This window comes from Clostridium sp. L2-50 (assembly GCF_000154245.1).
Classification (GTDB): Bacteria; Bacillota; Clostridia; order Lachnospirales; family Lachnospiraceae; genus Coprococcus.
Map to the genome: position 1 here is coordinate 75,158 of NZ_DS480318.1, position 20,324 is coordinate 95,481.

The following is a 20,324-nucleotide window of genomic DNA, read 5'->3' on the forward strand; positions in this document are numbered from 1 at the left end:
GTCAGCACCAAGCCCATGTTTGAACCCGTAAGGGTGAGTTTGGGCGACTGCTGACTAATAAATGTGCGAACCGAATAGAAAACTTGCTTGTCTTTTGACATAGCAGGGCAGCAGGATTTTTTTGTAATTCCCTATCAGAAATGTTGATACATTCATCCCAGCGTCCGAGGATTATTTATCTCAGCCCGGCGAGATCCTGATAGAAGGTCGGGTAGGAGATATTTACGCAGTCGCTGCCAAGGATCTCTGTGTCGCCGTCGGCGTTAAGTCCGGCAATGGCAAAGCTCATGGCGATCCGGTGATCGAGATGGCTGTCGATGACAGCGCCGTGAAGCGGCTTGCCGCCATGGATGATCATGCCATCATCGGTAGCAGTAATATCTGCGCCCATAGCGGAAAGATTTCTCACCATAACATCGATCCGGTTTGATTCCTTCACCTTCAGTTCCTGTGCATCTTTGATAACGGTCTGGCCTTTTGCGAAGCATGCCATGATGGCAATGATCGGAATCTCGTCGATCAACTTCGGAATCAGAGAGCCTTGGATCACACAACCTTTTAAATCTGATGTTTGTACAGTGATATCGGCAGAAGGTTCACCAGGCTGATCCAGCCGGTCGTAGGTGATCGTACCTCCCATCATTTTTACAACCTCTAATATTCCGTCGCGGGTATTGTTGATACCCACATTCTTGATCGTGATACAGGAATCCGGTGTGATAAGTCCGGCTGCGATAAAGTAAGCCGCCGAGGAGATGTCTCCCGGGATCATGATCTTCTGACCGTATAATTTATCCGCAGGTTTTACAATTGCGGTTGTGCCGGAGGTCTTGATATCGACACCGAAAGCATCAAACATCAGCTCCGTATGATTTCTGGATACATATGGTTCGGTTACACTGGTTTCGCCGTCGGCATACAGACCGGCAAGAAGAATACAAGATTTGACTTGTGCCGAAGCAACCGGTGAATCGTAGTGGATGCCGTGTAATGGCTTTCCGGTGATCAGAAGCGGCGCACAGTCGTTTCCGTTTTCGCTCACGATATCAGCGCCCATCAGAGAGAGCGGGGTCATGATCCGTTTCATTGGGCGGCGGCAGATCGATGCATCACCGATCACGCGGCTCTTGAAATTCTGTGCCGCAAGAATTCCGGACATCAGTCTGGTAGTTGTTCCGCTGTTACCGACATCGAGTGTTTCTTTCGGAGCCTGCAAACCATGAAGCCCTTTACCGTGAATGATAACGGTATCCCCATTGTGGTCGATCGTTACACCCATTTCGCGGAAACAGTTCATAGAAGAAATGCAGTCTGCACCGTTTAAGAATCCATGTACTTCGGTTATACCATCTGCCAGTGATCCAAGCATGATCGAACGGTGGGAGATGGATTTATCTCCGGGGATCGTAAGGGTTCCTTTTAATCCTGTTCTTCTGGAAAATATCATAATGTATTACCTGTCTGGACGCTATATCGTCCATTTCCTTTTTATGTAGTCTCATCTGTTATATAAACGGTATCCGGCATCAGCAAGAAGGTCAAATGCTTTCCGGCATGCATCCGTATCGTAGAAGGATAAACGTAGAACGCCTTCCTCGTCTTCACGATTATGGGAGATACCGAAGTTCTTCAGATTGATGCCTGCATCAGCGAGCAGTACCGTAACCTTTGCCAGAGCGCCCGGTTCATCCGGGATATCGACAAAGAGTTCATACTGCATACGGATAACACCGCTTGTATTGTTCGGGATTGAATCCCGATATTCTCTGGATGACTCAAAGAAAGCATTGATGTCTTTTGCGTCATTTCTTTCAATATCATAAATCATTTTATTTAGAAGCTCAATATATTCCTTCAATCCATTCACGATGTTCTTCGGATTGCTGAGTAGAATGTGCTCCCAGACTACCGGGTTTGAGGATGCGATTCGTGTGATATCTTTAAAACCTCCGGCTGCCAGAGATTTAAAGATTCCGTCCGGGGAATCGGCATGCCGTACCAGATTGACCAGAGATGCGGCGATCACATGCGGTACATGACTGATATAGGAAGTGATCTTATCGTGTTCATCCGGGGAATATCGGATCGGGATAGCACCCAGGTCACCGATAAATGTCATGAATTCCTCCACGCGGTCTGCCGGAGCGTCCGGAGATGGGGTGATGAAATAATAAGCATTCTCGATCAGACGGTCGGTTGCTGCATCGTAGCCGGAGCGCTCGGATCCGACCATTGGATGACCGCCGATAAAATGAGAACCAAGTCCCAGTTCCTTTACAGCATCGTAGATGTCGGATTTGACACTGCCGACATCAGACAGGATACAGGAATCAGAGATCAGTGGTTTTAAAGTTTTCAGATATTCTATATTATAATGAACCGGCGCACACAGAAAGACATAATCACAGTCTGCGATGTCGCTGATATTTGTTGTATAATGATCTAAGGTGCCATCCGCCTGCGCTTCTTTTAAGGTTACAGTGTTGACATCATAGCCGATGATCGTATAGTTTGGGAAAATACGGTGAATAGATTTTGCCACCGATCCACCGATCAGCCCAAGACCGATAAAACCAATTTTAAATGCATTCATAGCTGTTTCTCCTTTTTGGGGTTTAACGCGTTAAAGCGTGTAACAACATTATATACACATAAAATCAAAATAGCAAGAAAAACTAAAAAGGTGTACAATAGAAAACAAAGTAAAAAGACAGGAGAATAGAGCATATGGAAGAAAGAAAAACAGAAGTTGATCTCATATCAGAAAAGCCGGAACAGACAGGCTTGTTAAAATATATGTTAGAAAAAGGAATTACCCAATTCCATGTTGTAAAGCACGTAGAGGAATATTTGAAAGAATACGGATTTTCCGAGCTTAAGTTAAAGGACAAATGGCAGCTTCAGGCAGGAGCAGATTATTATGTCAGACCATACAGTTCTGTTATGATCGCATTTCATCTGCCGAAGCAGCTGCAGCATATCCGGATAGCAACCAGTCATACGGATTTTCCAATGCTGAAGTTAAAGCCGTCAGCCGATATGGAAAAAGGCGGTTATCATATGTTAAATATAGAGACGTATGGCGGACTGTTAATGAAGACATGGTTTGACCGCCCGCTGGGACTTGCCGGCAAGGTAGTGGTAAAAGGCAGCGATGCATTTCATCCAGAGGTACGATTATATGATTCCGAGAAGCCGGTTGCGATCATACCGAGTCTTGCGCCGCATCTGAAACGTGGAGACGCAGAGACAAAATTAGACCCGCAGAAAGAATTGATCCCGGTATTTGGGCTTTGGAAGAAGGATGAGCCGCATAGCTTTTTAGATGAGGTTGCAGAAAAGCTTCAGATCGATAAGGCGGACATATTAGACTATGATCTGTATTTATATAATTGCGATTCCTGCCAAATGATCGGAGACAGTGGCGTATTTACATCACCGAGAATTGATAATGTATCTTCCGTTAGTGCGATTTTGGAATCTTTGGTGCGAACCGGAAACAAGTGGAAAGAAGAAAAAGGTAAGGGAACAGAAGCTGCATTGGCAGATGAAAAAATATCGGAAGCAAATGGATCTGATATGAATCTCGACATCGGAGTATTCTTCGATAACGAGGAGATCGGAAGTTTGTCCAAACAGGGAGCAGATTCCGGACTGCTTCGGATGATAACGGAACGTATCTTAAAAGACAGCGGAGAGAGCCGTACCATACAGGAGCTGCTTCCGGAGATATTTTTGATCTCTCTTGATGTGGCACATGGAACACATCCGAATTATCAGGAGAAATCCGATCCGGTCAACCGGGTACTGCTTGGAAATGGGGTTGTCTTAAAGAGCAGCGCGTCTCAGCGATATGTGACAGACAGCGAGGCTGCTGCAGTGATTCAGGTGCTCTGTGAGGATGAAGGGATTCCGTTTCAGCGTACGGTCAATAAGACAGGAATGCCGGGTGGAACCACGCTGGGTCCGATCGTTTCATCCTATCTTCCGGTAAAGGCAGTCGATATGGGAATGCCGGTACTCGCTATGCATTCAGCATGTGAAATGGCACATTTGTCAGATTATGAGTCGATGAAACGGCTGCTTATCGCTTTTTGGTTGAAATAGAGCCATATTTATGCGATAATAGACGTTAGGTATATAGAAATATAGACGGAGGTTACTTATGAAGAAGGTTTACAGAACAATACTTATATGTATGATGATCATTCTTTCAGCATTTGTACTTGTAGCCTGTGGGAAAAAGGATGCAGGGAAAAAGACGACCACCGAGAGTTCAACAGAAGCTTCTGAAGATGTAGCATCCACAGAGGATACAACAGAAGCGACGACGGAAGCACAGGTGGATGAAGAAGGATTCACGATCGTAAATGACAAGGTGACGACGACTGATTATGTAAATGTCAGAACAGCACCATCGACAGACGGAGATCCTGCGATGCAGCTTGCAGATGGTGTAGAGCTTGACCGGATCGGTTATAACGATGAGTGGAGCAAGGTATCGATCAAGGGTGAGACCTATTATGTTTATTCGGAATTTGTAAAGGCAGAAGGAGCAGCATCCAGTGGTGATGACAGCAGCACAGAAGAATCAACACAGGAGACAAGCAATGTTGGCGAAGGCAAGCTGATCTGTATTGATGCAGGTCATCAGGCAACGCCGAATACGGATACAGAGCCGGTAGGTCCCGGTGCGGAAGATGAGAAAGCAAAAGTCTCAGCCGGTAATACAGGAGTTACAACCGGTACAGAGGAATATGAACTGAATCTTGAGGTAGCGTTAAAGCTTCAGAGTGCATTAGAGGCAAGAGGCTATACTGTGAAGATGATCCGTACATCCAATGATGTCGATATCAGTAACGCTGCAAGAGCAGAACTTGCAAACAGTGATAAGGCAGATGCATTTATAAGAATCCATGCAAATGGTTCTACAGATACAAATGCGAGCGGTGTTATGACAGTATGCCAGACTAAGGATAATCCGTATAATGCAGATATCTATGATTCCTGTAAACGGTTGTCTGCCGATGTATTAAGCGGAATGGCAGCAGCAACAGGGGCAAACAGCGAAGGTGTCTGGGAGACAGATTCCATGAGTGGAATTAACTGGTGTAAGGTTCCGGTTACGATCGTTGAGATCGGTTATATGACAAATTCAGAAGAAGACCAGAAGCTTGTAACATCAGATTATCAGAATCTGCTTGCAAAAGGAATTGCAGATGGTATAGATGCATATTTTGCAGGTGAGTGATCTGTAACAGATAATGAGATGATTTTTCGAAGACATTGAGTGAGTTATACTTGCGATATATGTAAGAAGATACAAAAGATATTTATAAAAATACAGGAGGACAAGACATGGAAGCATTAGAATGTATTAAGACAAGAAGATCGGTAAGAAAATTCAAAGAGGATATCATTCCGGATGAAGTGATCCGTGAGTTAGTAGAACTCGCATCCTATTCACCATCCTGGAAGAATACACAGACAATTCGTTACATCAGTGTTTCTGATCCGGAGAAGATCAAGAAGATCGCAGAAGAGGGTGTAATGGGATTCGCATTAAATGAGAAGACAGTTTCCAGAGCACATCAGTTGATGGTTGTAACACAGAAGAACGGTATCTGTGGATATGAGAGAGATGGAAGCTTCAGTACAAGCAAGGGTGCCGGGTGGGAGATGTTCGATGCCGGTATCGCAGCCCAGACATTCTGTCTTGCAGCACATGAGAAGGGAATCGGAACGGTTATCCTTGGAGTATTTGATGATAAGAAAGTTGGAGAGATCGTAGGTGTGCCGGAAGGACAGACAGTTGCCACTGTTATCGCAATGGGATATCCGGTATTTGCACCGGAGATGCCGCCAAGAAAATCAGTTGACGATCTATTAACGATCCAATAAGAACAGTTTTATCCATTGTGTAATGAATATTGACAGAGGATGGATTTTGAAGAATTGAAGGTCTGACAGAACAGCCCACAAAATGAATAATGTCTCGAAAGAGAAAAATATACTGCACTTTAGTATAGATGATATGGTCTGCTAAGGTGCAGTTTTGTTGTAGAAGGTGATTTTTCATGGTTTTGACAAAAGCAGATACATTAGATTATTTGAAAAACAGAATAACAAAATCGAGAATAGAAGACCTTATGATCGTAACCGGGGAAATGTATGGTGAGAACCGGAAACAGATCCTTGCAGATATTCAGTCGCAATTTAAAGGACAGACAATCGTTGTTCGAAGCTCCTGTTCCAATGAAGATTCCTCCGAGACATCAAATGCGGGTCATTATGACAGTATATTGGATGTCGACGCTGATGATCGCGATGCTGTATGTCATGCGGTTGAGACAGTATTTGATTCTTATAAAAAAGATCTGCCAGATATCAGGAATGAACAGGTGTTGATCCAGACGCAGACGAAATCTATCATCAGCAGCGGAGTTATCTTCTCCAGAGAGATCAAATCAGGAAGATTGTATTATGCAATCTCATATGATGAAGATTCGACCGATGCGGTAACCAGTGGAAGCGGAGGAAAGACGATCTATATTGCAAGGACAGCAGAGAGTTCATCTCTCCCGGAGCGCTGGGGTGTTCTGATCACAGCTATGAGGGAATTAGAAGACATCTTTCCGGAGTATCCACTCGATGTGGAATTTGCAGTTGGAGCAGATCTGACAGTTACGATCTTTCAGGTGCGTCCGCTTGCGGCCTGTATTAAGAAACTGGAGAAGCCGTCTGACTACAAAGAAGGCAGAGCAAAGAATGATCGTATATTTGGAGAATTGATAAACAAGACAAAACAGCAGTATCAAAAACTCAGTGATCTGTTGTATGAGAAACAGGCAATTTTATCCGATATGGCATTCTGGAATCCGGCTGAGATCATAGGAGTGAATCCGCATCCGCTTGATTTCTCCCTTTACAGAGAGATCATAACGAAGGCTGCCTGGAATCAGGGACTTACCACGATCGGATATCGTGTGGTAGACGGAGATCTGATGTACAAGGTCGGAAATAAACCATATATATCATTGCGGAAGTCATTTCTGTGTCTGATGCCTGCGGATTTAGATGAGGACATGGTGAAAAAACTTTTGGCATTTTATGACCGGAAGATATTATCGGATATAACGGCACATGATAAAATAGAATTTGAAATCGTATTTTCCAATTATGATTTTTCAACGGAGGATCGGTTGCAGGAATTATTAGAATATGAATTCACGAAAGGCGAGATTCAGGATTTGTCAAATAGCCTGTTCCGTCTGACGGATCGTGCAATCTGTAATTTCAGGCAGAACCGGATGCAGGATATCCGTTCCTTAAACGGACTGAAGGTGCATCGGGAAAATATCAGGAATAACTGGCTGATGGCAGCAAAGGATGTGAATACTTCCATCCGTTATTTTATAGAATTGATCGAGAGTATCAAACAGTACGGAACACCGAAATTTGCAAGACAGGCAAGACTTGCATTTATCTCAAAGGCTCTTTGCAGGTCGCTTAGTGCAAAGGGATATTTTACGAGCCGTGAGATTGATGACTTTATGATGTCAATCTACACAGTAGCATCGGAGTACGATTCGGATTTTCAGGATTTTGCAGAAGAACGGATTACCAGAGCTGCATTTGATGAGAAATACGGGCATCTTCGTTCCGGCACTTACGATATCACTTGTGAGACATATGAGGAACGGGATTTTGACAGCTCCAAGGCAAGCGAGACAGCAAAGAAGCAGAGACAGAGAATTGAGCGGTTAAAGCATACGCCATTAGATCCGGAGAAAGTAGAACAGGCACTTTCCGATATCGGCTTTGGTGTTGATGCAAAGAAATTTGTGGAATTCTTAAAGGATTCCATGGAAGAACGGGAATATTTTAAATTTGAATTTACGAAATCCTTAAGTCTGGCGATCGATATTCTGATCAATATTGGAGAAATGTTGAATTTTTCAAAAGAAGATATGGCATATCTCACAGTAGATGATATAATTGCAGTGTATCATAAACCAGAAACGGAGATCCGAAGGATATGGGAACAGGTGATCGCAGAGAACCGAAAGGCATATACAGATGCTTCCGATATGATTCTGCCGGATGTGATCTGCAATAAGCAGCAGTTAGAATATATCGAGATGGTAGAGGCTAGACCGAATTTCATCACTTCGGAGATTGTTGCCGGAGCAGTTGTCGTATTGGAGGATGAGGAATCAAAGCGCGAGGATGCCGGAGCGGTTGATGTTGTAGATAAGATTGTAGTGATCCCGAAAGCAGATCCCGGATATGACTGGATATTTGCAAAAGGAATCCGGGGCTTTATTACGAAGTATGGTGGTGTCGCATCGCATATGGCAATCCGATGTGCGGAATTCAATATTCCGGCGGCTATTGGATGTGGCGACGTTATTTATAATTATGTAACAGGACTTGACAAACTGACACTTGATTGTAAAAATGGAAAGATACTGAAGGAGGAATAGGCGTATGCTTCACGCACTGATAACACAACGCGAAGGTCAGAATATGTATGGAAAATCCACGGATGTTCTGGAAGCTGCCTATACGGAATTTTATGAAAGCATGGGAATAAGACTTCATCCGGTGTCAAATTTCACCAGAGATTTTGAAGCCTTATTTGAAGATCCGATTGACGTACTGATCGTAACGGGTGGCGGTACGCTTCACCCGAAATATTATGTAGAACCGCATAAGGCAGAGCTGCAACCACATCGGGATGCGATGGAGGAACGGCTCATTATGTACTGTGTGGAGAATGAGATACCGATCATTGGAGTATGCAGAGGCATGCAGCATCTGAATGCATTATTTGGAGGAAAGATATCTTATTCTGCACCGTTTGTAGTGCCAAGACCGCGAGGTGTTGACCATATGGCAAAAATCTGTAATTCGGATCGATATATAAAGATAAATAATTTTCACAGTGATTGTGTATATCTGGAAAACCTTTCAACAATGTTTTATCCGTTGGTTGTAGATGAAGAAAATGGATCGGTTGAGGCATTTGTGTCACCAACCATGAGTATTCTTGCGTTTCAGTGGCACCCGGAGCGGTATTTTGAAAGTGAAGAAGGAAGGCTTTTCAGCAGACATCTGATCCAGGATTTCTTAGGTATTCCAAGAGATGATAAGAAACCGGATCTATAAATAAAATCCTATAAAGCCATAGTTGGAGGAAGTAATAGACATGGAAAAAGGAAAAGCAAAACAACTGCTTGATAAGATGCAGGTATTGATCGAGGACGGACAGAATGTTCCATTTGCAGCAGGGAAGGTTCTTGTAAATAAAGAAGAAATGCTGGAAATGATAGAAGATCTGAAAAAGACGATAGATATAGAATTAAAAGCGTATCATGAGATTACGGATAAGCGTGGCAAGATCATAAAGGATGCGAATAAAGAAGCCGAGGACATCATCGTAGAGGCAGAAGAATCCGCAAGCCGGATTCGTATGAGCAAGCCGAATCCACTCTATGTCCAGAGACAGGTAAAGGATCTGAATAAGAAAGATAAGATGGCACTTCGGACAGCAAATGAGATCTATGCGGCATCAATCATTTATACGAATGAGATGCTTATGGAGATCAATGAATCGGTACGACAGGCATATAATATGATCAGTGAGGAAACCGATCGTGTATTGGATTCTCTCAGACAGAAATCTGATGTCATCGAGCAGAATAAGCGTGAGCTGATGGATGGACTGCTGGATATGAAGAAGCAGGAACGTTATGCCGATATCTTAGAGATCAGCCAGCTTCTTGCAAATGAATTGTATTACGAGAAGAACCGGTTTGAGGAAGAAGAACAGAAGAAGCAGGCAGAAGAAAATGAGATGGTTCAGTGGGAATTTGACTTTGAAGATAAGAAGGAAGATCCGATCAAGGTAAAACCATCCAGACAGCCGGTGAAGCTTCATGATGATATTCTACACGATGAGGTTGTGGATTCAGCATTTGAGATTGCAGATGAATTAAAGGAAGAAAAGAAAAAGTCATTATTTGAGGATCGGACACCTGTGCCGTTAGAGGAATCAATTACGGATGCAGGGGTTGCGGGAAAGGCAGCAGAAGGGGCTCCTAAGAAGATTCCGGAGTTCAGGATCGGTGGAAACATCCATAAGAACCTTGACAATGAACTTTAAAACCGCTTAAGAACAGAAGCGTGATACTTTACATTTAATTCATGATTCAGGCGTTGCGAAGCGTACGCCTGTTATGATATTATGGGTTTGTGAGCACGAAAAACAAGAAACCATAAAGTGTAGATATATATAGGAGGTAATTATTTATGGGGATTTTAAAAAGATTCAAAGACATTATGTCAGCAAACATCAACGCTATGCTTGATAAGGCAGAGGATCCGGAGAAGATGATCGACCAGTATCTCAGAGACTTACAGGAAGATCTTAGAAACGTAAAATCAGAGACAGCAACCGTTATGGCAGATGAGACCAGATGCAAACGTGCATTGGATGACTGTGATGCAGATATTGCCAAGATGCAGAGCTATGCAGAGAAGGCACTTCTTGCAGGAAACGAAGCAGATGCCATGAAGTTCTTAGAGAAGAAGAATCAGTTATCGACCAAGAGAACTTCTTTACAGCAGTCTTATGATATGGCAGCAGGAAATGCAGCTAAGATGAAAGAGATGCATGATAAGCTGACAAAGGATATCATGGATCTGAATGCAAGAAAAGATGCGATCAAGGCTAAGGTTCAGGTTGCAAAGACTCAGGAGAAGATGAATAAGATGATGGGAAGCGTAACGGATACAGCCGGAACGATCTCAGCATTTGACAGAATGGAAGCAAAGGCTGATGCAATGCTTGACAAGGCAAATGCAATGGCAGAATTAAATGCCAGCGGCAAGGATGAGACAGATGATCTGATGAGTAAATACGATGCAGAACCATCATCGGCAGTTTCAGATGAACTTGCAGCATTAAAGGCAAAGATGGGACTTTCATAGGAGGAAACAGATGGGATTATTTTCAAATCAGTTTGCCAATGTAGTTGAGTGGGAAGAATACAGAGATGACCTGCTCTTCTGGAAATGGACAAATCGAGAGATAAAGAAAGATTCCAGACTTATCATTAAACCGGGACAGGATGCGATCTTCCTGTATAACGGTGCGGTAGAAGGTATCTTCACAGAATCAGGAAGTTATACGATTGATTCGGATATCATTCCATTCCTTTCTACATTAAAGGGATTTAAGTTTGGTTTCAACTCAGGACTTCGGGCAGAGGTTCTGTTCATCAATACGAAAGAGTTTACCTGTAACTGGGGAACCAGTTCCCCGATCCGTTTACAGGCACCGGGACTTCCGGGCGGACTTCCTGTACGGTCAAATGGTAAATTCTCATTCAAGATCGATGATTACAATGTATTGATCGAGAGAATCGCCGGAGTAAAGGCAATCTTTACAGTGGATGATGTCAGGGATCGTATTAAGGGAATCTTAGATGGACTGTTGATCAAATGGATTACAAAGACCGGCGGTGATGTATTCAATCTGATGGCAAATGCCACCGATATTGCAAAGGGTATTTTAGAAGATCTGGATATGGAACTGATCAAGATCGGTCTGACCATGACAGATTTCAGAATCAGCGAATTTACATATCCTGAGAATATATCAAAACGTGCAGATCAGGCTGCTGAGTATACGATGCTTGGTGATATGGGCCGGTTCCAGCAGGTGAAGATGGTAGATGCACTTGCAAATTCCAATGGAAAAGGCGGAACCAATATGGCAGATGTTGCCAGTGGTATGATGGGAATGCAGATGGGTATGATGATGGCAAATCAGATGACCGGTAATCTGCAGAACAACATGAACGGACAGATGAATCAGCAGGCAGCTCCAACCGGAAACGGTACGGCTCCTAAGTTCTGCCCGAACTGCGGAACCCCTACAAATGGAGCAAAGTTCTGTGGTAACTGTGGAACAAAGCTGATATAAAGGAGTACAAAAGCGATGGCTGGATTAAATGACATGCAGGATCTGGCATGCAGACATGTCGATGGACCGCTTCTGATACTGGCAGGTGCCGGATCAGGAAAGACCAGAGTGATCACCCACCGGGTAGCGTATCTGATGGATGAGATCGGAGTGAATCCATATAATATCCTTGCGATAACATTTACAAATAAAGCCGCAGCCGAAATGAGAGACAGAGTAAATAACATTGTTGGAGAGGGTGCTGAACGAGTATGGGTCAGCACCTTTCATTCGTTATGTGTACGGATTCTGCGACGATTTTCAGACAGGCTCGGTTATGCAACAAATTTTAATATCTATGATTCGGATGACCAGAAATCTGCGGTTAAGAACATTCTGAAGGAACTGAAGATCGATCCAAAGAAGTATCCGGAGAAGATGTTCATGGCAGAGATATCAAATGCAAAGGAACGGTATATTTCACCGGATCAGTATGCGAAGATGAATGCGACAGATTTTGTGAAGACACAGACGGCAACCGTATATTCCGAGTATATGAAGCGACTCCGTAAATTCAATGCATTTGACTTTGATGATTTGATCTATAAGGTGGTTGAGTTGTTTGAACATAACCCGGATGTACTGGAATTATACCAGGACAGATTCCGTTATATCATGGTGGACGAGTATCAGGATACGAACCACATACAGTTTCTGATGGTAAAGCAGCTTGCATCCAAATATAGAAACCTTTGCGTCGTTGGCGATGATGACCAGTCAATCTACAAATTCCGTGGTGCGAATATTACGAACATCCTGAATTTTGAAAAGGAATATCCGGATGCAAAGGTTGTGAAGCTGGAACAGAATTATCGTTCCTGTGGGAATATTCTGGCGGCTGCAAATGCGGTGATCAAGCATAACGAAGGAAGAAAGGATAAAGCCCTCTGGACAGATCAGGGAGATGGCGAGAAGCTTGTATTTAATCAGAGTGAGGATGAATACATGGAGGCTGATCGCGTCGTAAATGAGATCATCCGTCTGACAGCGAACGGTGCACAGTATAAAGACATTGCTTTGCTATATCGTACGAATGCACAGTCTCGTATCCTTGGTGAGAAACTGGTTATGCGAGGAATTCCGCATCGGGTCTACGGTGGTCAGAATTTCTATGAACGAAAAGAAATTAAAGATGTAATGGCATATCTGAAGGTTGTAAATAACTCTACAGACGATACCTATCTTAGACGAATCATCAATGTACCAAAGCGTGGAATCGGTGATGCTACCGTTGATAAAGTGGCAGCATTTGCTGCTGCAAATGATATGACACTGATGGAAGCCATGCAGATCATAGAGCAGATTCCGGGATTACAGCGTTCGGTTGCAAAAATTTCCGGCTTTGTGGAATTAATCGACGGATTCCGGGAGATAATAGAGGAGCAGGAACCACTCAGTACATTATTTGACCGTATTCTGGAGGACACCGGATATGAAGATGAACTGATCGCGGAGCACACGGATGAATCGATGGCGAGACTTGAGAATATCGATGAGTTAAGAAACCGTGTGGTTCAGTTTGAAACCGATTATGAGGAAGCAACACTGGCAGATTTTCTGGAGGATATCGCGCTGGTTTCGGAGACCGATAAAATGTCTGATGATGATAATATGGTCAAATTAATGACGATCCATGGTTCAAAGGGACTGGAGTTTCCATATGTATTCTTATGTGGTATGGAAGAGCGAATCTTCCCAAGTGCGATGGCGATCAATTCGGATGATGAAGATGCGCTGGAAGAAGAACGCAGACTTTGCTATGTAGGAATTACAAGAGCAATGAAGAAGCTATATCTGTCCTGTGCAAGAAACCGTATGCTGCATGGAAGTAGAAACTGCAATGACATCTCCAGATTTATTAAAGAGATTCCGCCGCTGCTGTTCCAGGATTCCGGTGATATTACAAGGCATGTAAAACGGATGGAAGAACGACAGTTTGCAGACACCGGATATACCGGAAATAGGTATGGTAGCAGCGGGCAGTCTGGATATGGAAAAGGTTCATATCATGGAGGATCGTCGCAGACGGGTTCCGGATATTCTTCATCGAATCCATACAGCAGTTACAGTAAGGCAAAGAAAGAGCCAATCAGTATAACACCATCGACCAAACCATCATTTGGCAAAGAATTTACCGTGAACCGGGAGCTGGTTCTTGACTATGGAGAAGGTGACCGGGTGCGTCATATGAAATTTGGAAACGGTACTGTAACGCAGCTTGTAAAGGGCGGCAGAGATTATGAAGTGACAGTAGACTTTGATCGTGGCGGTACAAGAAAAATGTTTGCTTCCTTTGCAAAATTAAAGCGCCTGGAAGAATAAAGAAATTATAATAATTCCAAGATAATATAGAAATAGAAAAAAGAGTATGCTATAATGACGGCATACAGAAACTAAATGAAAGGGTGGTAGTTTACAATGAAAAATAATGATGTAATCTTAGTAAAAAGTGAACCAACAGAAGAAAAGGCAAAAGGTGTTGTATTTGTAATCCTTGCGATCATCGGTGCTGTAGCAGCAATCGCAGGTATCGCATATGCAGTATATTCATACCTGACACCTGATTTTCTTGATGATTTTGATGATGATTTTGACGATGATTTTGATGATGACTTCTTCGATGATGACGATGACGACGAGGAAGAGACTCCGGCAGAGCAGCCTGCTGAGACAGCAGAAGCACCGGCAGCAGAGCCTGTAGCAGACGCTGAGTAAGATCACTCAGACAGAATCAACAAAAATTAACGAATTAAAAAGAACCATTTGAATTAGTATTTAAAATCTGATTCAGACGGTTCTTTTTTGTTAGGCATTAAATGTTTACAGCGAGAAATTTTGTGTAGTGAAAAAATGTAGTCACAGCATAGATTAGGATATCAATGTTTAAATCAAAAATGATAAAATAGAGTGCGAACGTCTTACGGAATAATAAGTAATGCTGTCTTTCATTTTATCTGCTGACAAGACACATGTAAAGCGGTGTAAAATACTATATTGTCATGTACGACAGAACGTGTTATACTAAGGCAACGCTTTTTTATACAAGAAGAAAAAACAAATAAATATAGTTGGAGAAACAATATGAAGACAGATATTTTAATTGTGGGAAGTGGATGCGCAGGTTTATATGCAGCATTGAATCTCCCCGGTGATAAACAGATAACGATCATAACAAAGGATATCGTAGAACACAGTGATTCCTTCCTTGCACAGGGGGGGATGTGTATGCTGAAATCAGAAGATGATTATGACAGTTATTTTGAAGATACCATGAAGGCAGGGCATTATGAGAATGATCCAAAGAGTGTAGAGGTGATGATACGTTCGTCAGTTGATATCGTAAATGACCTTGTAAAGTATGGGGCAGACTTTCATCGGGAGCCGGATGGCAGTCTTAGCTATACAAAGGAAGGAGCACATAGCCATCATCGTATCATTTTCCATGAGGATGTAACAGGAAAAGAGATCACGAGTACCCTGCTCCACAATGTAGAGAAGCTTCCGAATGTGACAATCTACGAGCATGTAACCATGGTGGATATCCTGTGTAAGGATAATTGCTGTTACGGTGTGGTGGCAAGAGATGCGGAGGATAAGATCTTCCCGATCATGGCAAACTATACCATGCTTGCCTGTGGAGGAATCGGTGGTATTTACAGACATTCGACTAATTTCAGACATCTAACCGGAGATGCCGTTGCAATCGCATTAAAGCATGGGATTGAGACAGAGCATGTGAACTATGTCCAGATCCATCCGACAACATTATACAGCAAAGAGCCGGAGGACAGGAGTTTTCTGATCTCGGAGTCAGTTCGTGGCGAGGGCGCGCTTCTCTATAACAAGAATCATGAGCGGTTTGTAAATGAACTTCTTCCGAGAGATCTGCTGACGATCGAGATTCGCAAACAAATGGAGAAGGACGGGACAGATTATGTCTGGGAAGATATGACTGTGATTGATAGAAAAGAATTAGAAGAACATTTCCCGAATATCGTTGAGCATTGTAAAGAAATGGGATATGATGTGTATACAGAATGCATACCGGTTGTGCCGGCACAGCATTATTTCATGGGTGGTATCAAGGTGGATTTGTCCAGTAAGACATCGATGGATCAGTTATATGCGATCGGAGAGACTGCATGTAACGGAGTTCATGGCAAGAATCGTCTGGCAAGCAATTCGCTTCTTGAGAGTCTGGTATTTGCCAAGCGGGCAGCAAAGGAAATGACTGAGCAGTTCGACCGGACAAAGATAGAAGAAATCTCTTACAGGGAAGACGATTATACAGATAAGAAGAAGCTGGCAGCAGAATATAAGGCGCTGCTTAAGGCTGAGATCGCAAGGGAAAACGAAGAAGCTCAGAAGCACAGTGCATAGAAACGAAACGTTTACAGAAAAAGCATGACCGACAAATGCCGGATCATTTGCAGAAAAAATACGGCCGGTAAGTACCGGATAGGAAATACAGAAGAATCATTCAGGAGGATATTATGTACGATCAGATTACTTTAAAATTAAATGTAGACCCTTTTATTCTTGGAGCATTAAAAGAAGATATTACAAGTGAGGATGTATCAACAAATTCCGTTATGCCGGAGGCATGTATGGGAAAGGTAGAGTTAATCTGCAAGCAGGATGGAATCATCTGTGGTTTACAGGTGTTTAAGAGAGTCTTTGAATTATTAGATGATACAACCTTGACAGAACTCTACTGCAAGGATGGCGATGAGGTAAAGGCAGGACAGTTGATGGGAGTTGTAACCGGGGATATCCGTGTATTGTTATCGGGAGAACGGACAGCACTGAATTATCTGCAGAGGATGAGCGGTATTGCTACGTACACATATAAGGTTGCAGGACTTCTTGCAGGAAGCAAGATCCAGTTGCTTGATACCAGAAAGACAACCCCGAATAATCGTATTTTTGAAAAATATGCAGTTCGTGTCGGCGGTGGGCATAATCACAGATATAATCTTTCGGACGGAGTCCTTCTGAAGGATAACCATATAGGCGCAGCAGGCGGAGTGAAAGAGGCAATCCGTATGGCAAAGGAATATGCACCGTTTGTCAGAAAGATCGAAGTCGAGGTTGAGAATCTGGATATGGTAAAGGAGGCTGTTGAAGCCGGAGCGGATATTATCATGCTGGATAATATGTCAGATGAAATGTTAAAAGAAGCGATCGGCATCATAGATGGCAAGGCAGAGATCGAGGTATCAGGTAATGTAACAGCAGAAAATATCGAGCGCTTGAAGAACCTTGGTGTTGATTATATATCAAGTGGAGCACTGACACATTCCGCTCCGATCATGGATATTTCTCTGAAAAATCTTCATAGAATCTAACTGAATATTGTAACAAAATTTCTGGTGCCTTTGGGTGCAGGGAAGGTTTACATGAGAAATAGAATGGGTTAATGGATGATAAGATTGGGAGGAAGAACATGACAGGAGTTGAAAGACGGGAAAAACTGTTGTCGATGCTTGCGAAGAGTAAAGAGCCGATCGCGGGGGCGGAGATGGCGAAGCGACTCAGTGTGAGCAGACAGGTGATCGTACAGGATATTGCCCTGCTTCGTGCGGCTGACAATAATATTGTTTCAACAAACCGGGGATATGTGTTATTAAAGCCGGGAAAATGCGAACGAATATTCAAGGTGCGTCATACTGCGGAAGAGATAGAGAAAGAATTACAGATCATCGTAGATAATGGTGGCAGGATTCTGGATGTATTTGTATACCATAAGATTTATGGAGTTGTAAAAGCTCCGATGAACATAAAAACCAGAAAAGATATTTATGAATATGTAAAGACCTTGAGCAGTGGAAAATCATCGCCGCTTCTTAAGATAACCGACAATTACCATTATCATACGGTGCAGGCCGATTCAGAAGATATCCTGGATAATATTCAGAAGGATCTGGAGGAATGTGGTTTTCTTGCGAAACTGTTGGATTTCGAACCGGTTGATTTTTGGGAAAAAAGTGAATAACACGGGATGGCAGGTGGTCTATAACGGATTACCTGCCATTCTATGTTATAAGATGACGAGGGGAAGAAATTAATGATACACAGGAGTAAAGCTGGGTGCATCGGATGTGATCTATGGTATCGCCAAATATGTGTATTATTGAATAAGTCAATATTGTGCAACAAATTTATAAAAATAATGTAAGAAAAACGGATGGACAGATAATATAATAACATTATCAGGTATAATAAATTATATACCAAATAAAATGGAAAAGAGGAAATGAGAATGATAAAAAAATACACATATGGTAATCCGTTTTTTACAGAATCGGTTGTTGCGTCATTTGAGGCATCGGAAGGTATGCCTGAAGTTGGAACAGTAAATCTGGATAATGGCTTTTCATTTCTTTATGATATGAAAGCAGAGGATGCAGTATATGGACTTGGTGAAGCAAATCGTGGAATTAACAAAAGAGGATATAAATATATAAGCAATAATACAGATATTCCGAATCATCATGAGGATGTTTATTCTTTATATGCATCTCATAATTTTGTTGTTATATCCGGCGAGAGAACATTTGGATTGTACATAGATTATCCGTCTTCGCTGGTATTTGATATCGGATATACTAAGATGGACGAACTTCATATTTTCTGCGATAAAGCAGATTTGGATCTCTATGTGATCACAGGTGAAAGTATATATGATATTGTAAAACAATTCAGACAAATGATAGGAAAAAGTTATATTGCTCCAAAGTTTGCTTTTGGTTTTGGACAGAGCCGTTGGGGCTATAAGACACCGGAAGATTTTGCTTATGTTGTGAAGAAATACAGGGAGAATCATATTCCGATCGATATGGTATACATGGATATCGATTATATGGATCATTATAAAGACTTTACGATAAATGAAGCATTTGGTGATTTTTCTGAATATGTAGAAGAGTTGAAAAAAGAAAATATACGCTTGATCCCGATTATTGATGCGGGAGTGAAGATCGAAGAAGGATATGATGTGTATGAAGAAGGCGTAGCAAACAATTATTTCTGTAAAAGAGAGGACGGAAGTGATTTTGTTGCAGCTGTATGGCCGGGATATACACATTTTCCGGATGTATTGAATCCGGAAGCGAGAAAATGGTTTGGCGGGAAATATAAGCTTCTTACAGATGCAGGGATTGAAGGTTTCTGGAATGATATGAACGAACCGGCAATTTTTTATACACCGGAAGGCGTTTGTGAAGTGAAAGAGGCAATGCGGGAATTTATTGATAAAGAAGAATCCGTGGATGATGTCTGGGGAATCCGGGATATGGTAGCAGATCTGGCTAATAATGCCAAAGACTATGCTTCGATGTATCATAATATGAACGGAAAGATGGTGCGTCATGATCAGGTACATAACCTTTTCGGTTATAATATGACACGGGCAGCAGGTGAAGCACTTCGAGAGATTTGCCCGGAGAAAAGATGCCTGTTGTTTTCCAGATCATCTTATATCGGAATGCATCGTTATGGCGGTATCTGGACCGGAGATAATAAATCCTGGTGGTCCCATATCCTATTGAATCTGAAAATGCTTCCATCATTAAATATGTGTGGTTTCTTATATACAGGAGCAGATCTGGGCGGATTTGGCTGTAATACGACCAGAGATCTTTTGCTCAGATGGCTTGCACTTGGTGTATTTACACCGCTGATGCGTAATCATGCATGCCTTGGCACAAGAGAGCAGGAGTGCTATCAGTTTGAGCAGATTGAAGATTTCAGACATATCATAGGTGTTCGTTATCGGTTGCTTCCATATATTTACAGTGAATATATGAAGGCTGCTTTAAATGATGAAATGATGTTCAAACCGCTTGCATTTGAATATCCGGAAGATCGTATGGCGGTAAATGTAGAAGACCAGCTTATGCTTGGTAATGAGATCATGATTGCACCGGTATATACACAGAATGCAATCGGAAGATATGTTTATCTGCCGGAGGATATGATGCTTGTCCGTTTCAAGGCTGAGGGTGATATTGAACAGACCGAGATGAAAAAAGGACATCATTTTGTAGAAGTACCATTGAATGAAGTGATTTTATTTATTCGGAAAGGAAAATGCATTCCTCTTGCTGACTTTGCCGAGTGTGTTGCGGATATTGATACGAAGAAGCTGCAGTTACTTGGGTATGCGGGAAGTAGTTATCAGTTGTATGATGATGATGGATTTACAAGAGAATGTAATTTGAAGATGTCCCGTGTAATTTTCAATAATTAGTAACAGGATATCAGATAAAAGAAAAAGGCAATCGATTATGAT

16 protein-coding genes are annotated in these 20,324 nt (G+C 42.4%); 14 read left to right on the forward strand and 2 right to left on the reverse strand.

The window, feature by feature from the left end; translation table 11 throughout:
* Positions 1 to 175: 175 nt before the first annotated feature.
* Both aroA and CLOL250_RS05715 read right to left on the reverse strand, forming a co-directional pair.
* A complete protein-coding gene (aroA, locus tag CLOL250_RS05710) occupies positions 176 to 1,447 on the reverse strand; it encodes a 3-phosphoshikimate 1-carboxyvinyltransferase (RefSeq protein ID WP_044945245.1) in 1,272 nt (423 codons plus the stop codon).
* Between the two features lie 51 nt (positions 1,448 to 1,498).
* Entirely contained in the window at positions 1,499 to 2,593 is a 1,095-nt protein-coding gene (locus tag CLOL250_RS05715; RefSeq protein ID WP_008401289.1) for a prephenate dehydrogenase, read from the reverse strand.
* Between the two features lie 134 nt (positions 2,594 to 2,727).
* Between CLOL250_RS05715 and CLOL250_RS05720 the strand changes: the two genes are divergently transcribed.
* From CLOL250_RS05720 to CLOL250_RS05785, 14 genes are all read left to right on the forward strand, one after another.
* Positions 2,728 to 4,107, forward strand: a complete 1,380-nt coding sequence (locus CLOL250_RS05720) for a M18 family aminopeptidase (protein WP_008401290.1) — start codon at positions 2,728 to 2,730, stop codon at positions 4,105 to 4,107.
* Positions 4,108 to 4,165: 58 nt separating this feature from the next.
* Positions 4,166 to 5,251, forward strand: a complete 1,086-nt coding sequence (locus CLOL250_RS05725) for an N-acetylmuramoyl-L-alanine amidase (RefSeq protein WP_008401291.1) — start codon at positions 4,166 to 4,168, stop codon at positions 5,249 to 5,251.
* Positions 5,252 to 5,358: 107 nt separating this feature from the next.
* Positions 5,359 to 5,901 (forward strand): nitroreductase family protein, encoded by a 543-nt coding sequence (locus tag CLOL250_RS05730; RefSeq protein WP_008401292.1) that lies wholly within the window; start codon positions 5,359 to 5,361, stop codon positions 5,899 to 5,901.
* Between the two features lie 176 nt (positions 5,902 to 6,077).
* A complete protein-coding gene (locus CLOL250_RS05735) occupies positions 6,078 to 8,486 on the forward strand; it encodes a PEP-utilizing enzyme (protein ID WP_008401293.1) in 2,409 nt (802 codons plus the stop codon).
* 4 nt (positions 8,487 to 8,490) lie between these two features.
* Positions 8,491 to 9,171, forward strand: a complete 681-nt coding sequence (locus CLOL250_RS05740) for a gamma-glutamyl-gamma-aminobutyrate hydrolase family protein (protein WP_008401294.1) — start codon at positions 8,491 to 8,493, stop codon at positions 9,169 to 9,171.
* Positions 9,172 to 9,211: 40 nt separating this feature from the next.
* Positions 9,212 to 10,168: a hypothetical protein gene (locus CLOL250_RS05745; RefSeq protein ID WP_008401295.1), complete on the forward strand. Its 957-nt coding sequence runs from the start codon at positions 9,212 to 9,214 to the stop codon at positions 10,166 to 10,168.
* Between the two features lie 146 nt (positions 10,169 to 10,314).
* The gene (locus tag CLOL250_RS05750) at positions 10,315 to 10,995 is read left to right on the forward strand and encodes a PspA/IM30 family protein (protein WP_008401296.1); all 681 of its coding nucleotides are present in this window, start codon (positions 10,315 to 10,317) and stop codon (positions 10,993 to 10,995) included.
* Positions 10,996 to 11,005: 10 nt separating this feature from the next.
* Positions 11,006 to 11,992 carry an SPFH domain-containing protein gene (locus CLOL250_RS05755; protein WP_008401297.1) on the forward strand — a complete coding sequence of 329 codons (987 nt, stop codon included), beginning with the start codon at positions 11,006 to 11,008 and terminating at the stop codon, positions 11,990 to 11,992.
* 15 nt (positions 11,993 to 12,007) lie between these two features.
* Entirely contained in the window at positions 12,008 to 14,353 is a 2,346-nt protein-coding gene (locus CLOL250_RS05760; protein ID WP_008401298.1) for an ATP-dependent helicase, read from the forward strand.
* Between the two features lie 96 nt (positions 14,354 to 14,449).
* Positions 14,450 to 14,746, forward strand: a complete 297-nt coding sequence (locus CLOL250_RS05765) for a hypothetical protein (protein ID WP_008401299.1) — start codon at positions 14,450 to 14,452, stop codon at positions 14,744 to 14,746.
* Positions 14,747 to 15,112: 366 nt separating this feature from the next.
* Positions 15,113 to 16,411: an L-aspartate oxidase gene (locus tag CLOL250_RS05770; RefSeq protein ID WP_008401300.1), complete on the forward strand. Its 1,299-nt coding sequence runs from the start codon at positions 15,113 to 15,115 to the stop codon at positions 16,409 to 16,411.
* A 113-nt stretch (positions 16,412 to 16,524) separates the two neighbouring features.
* Positions 16,525 to 17,379 (forward strand): carboxylating nicotinate-nucleotide diphosphorylase, encoded by an 855-nt coding sequence (gene nadC / locus CLOL250_RS05775; protein ID WP_008401302.1) that lies wholly within the window; start codon positions 16,525 to 16,527, stop codon positions 17,377 to 17,379.
* A 98-nt stretch (positions 17,380 to 17,477) separates the two neighbouring features.
* The gene (locus CLOL250_RS05780) at positions 17,478 to 18,026 is read left to right on the forward strand and encodes a transcription repressor NadR (protein WP_044945249.1); all 549 of its coding nucleotides are present in this window, start codon (positions 17,478 to 17,480) and stop codon (positions 18,024 to 18,026) included.
* Positions 18,027 to 18,293: 267 nt separating this feature from the next.
* Positions 18,294 to 20,282, forward strand: a complete 1,989-nt coding sequence (locus tag CLOL250_RS05785) for a glycoside hydrolase family 31 protein (RefSeq protein ID WP_008401304.1) — start codon at positions 18,294 to 18,296, stop codon at positions 20,280 to 20,282.
* The last annotated feature ends 42 nt before the right edge of the window (positions 20,283 to 20,324 follow it).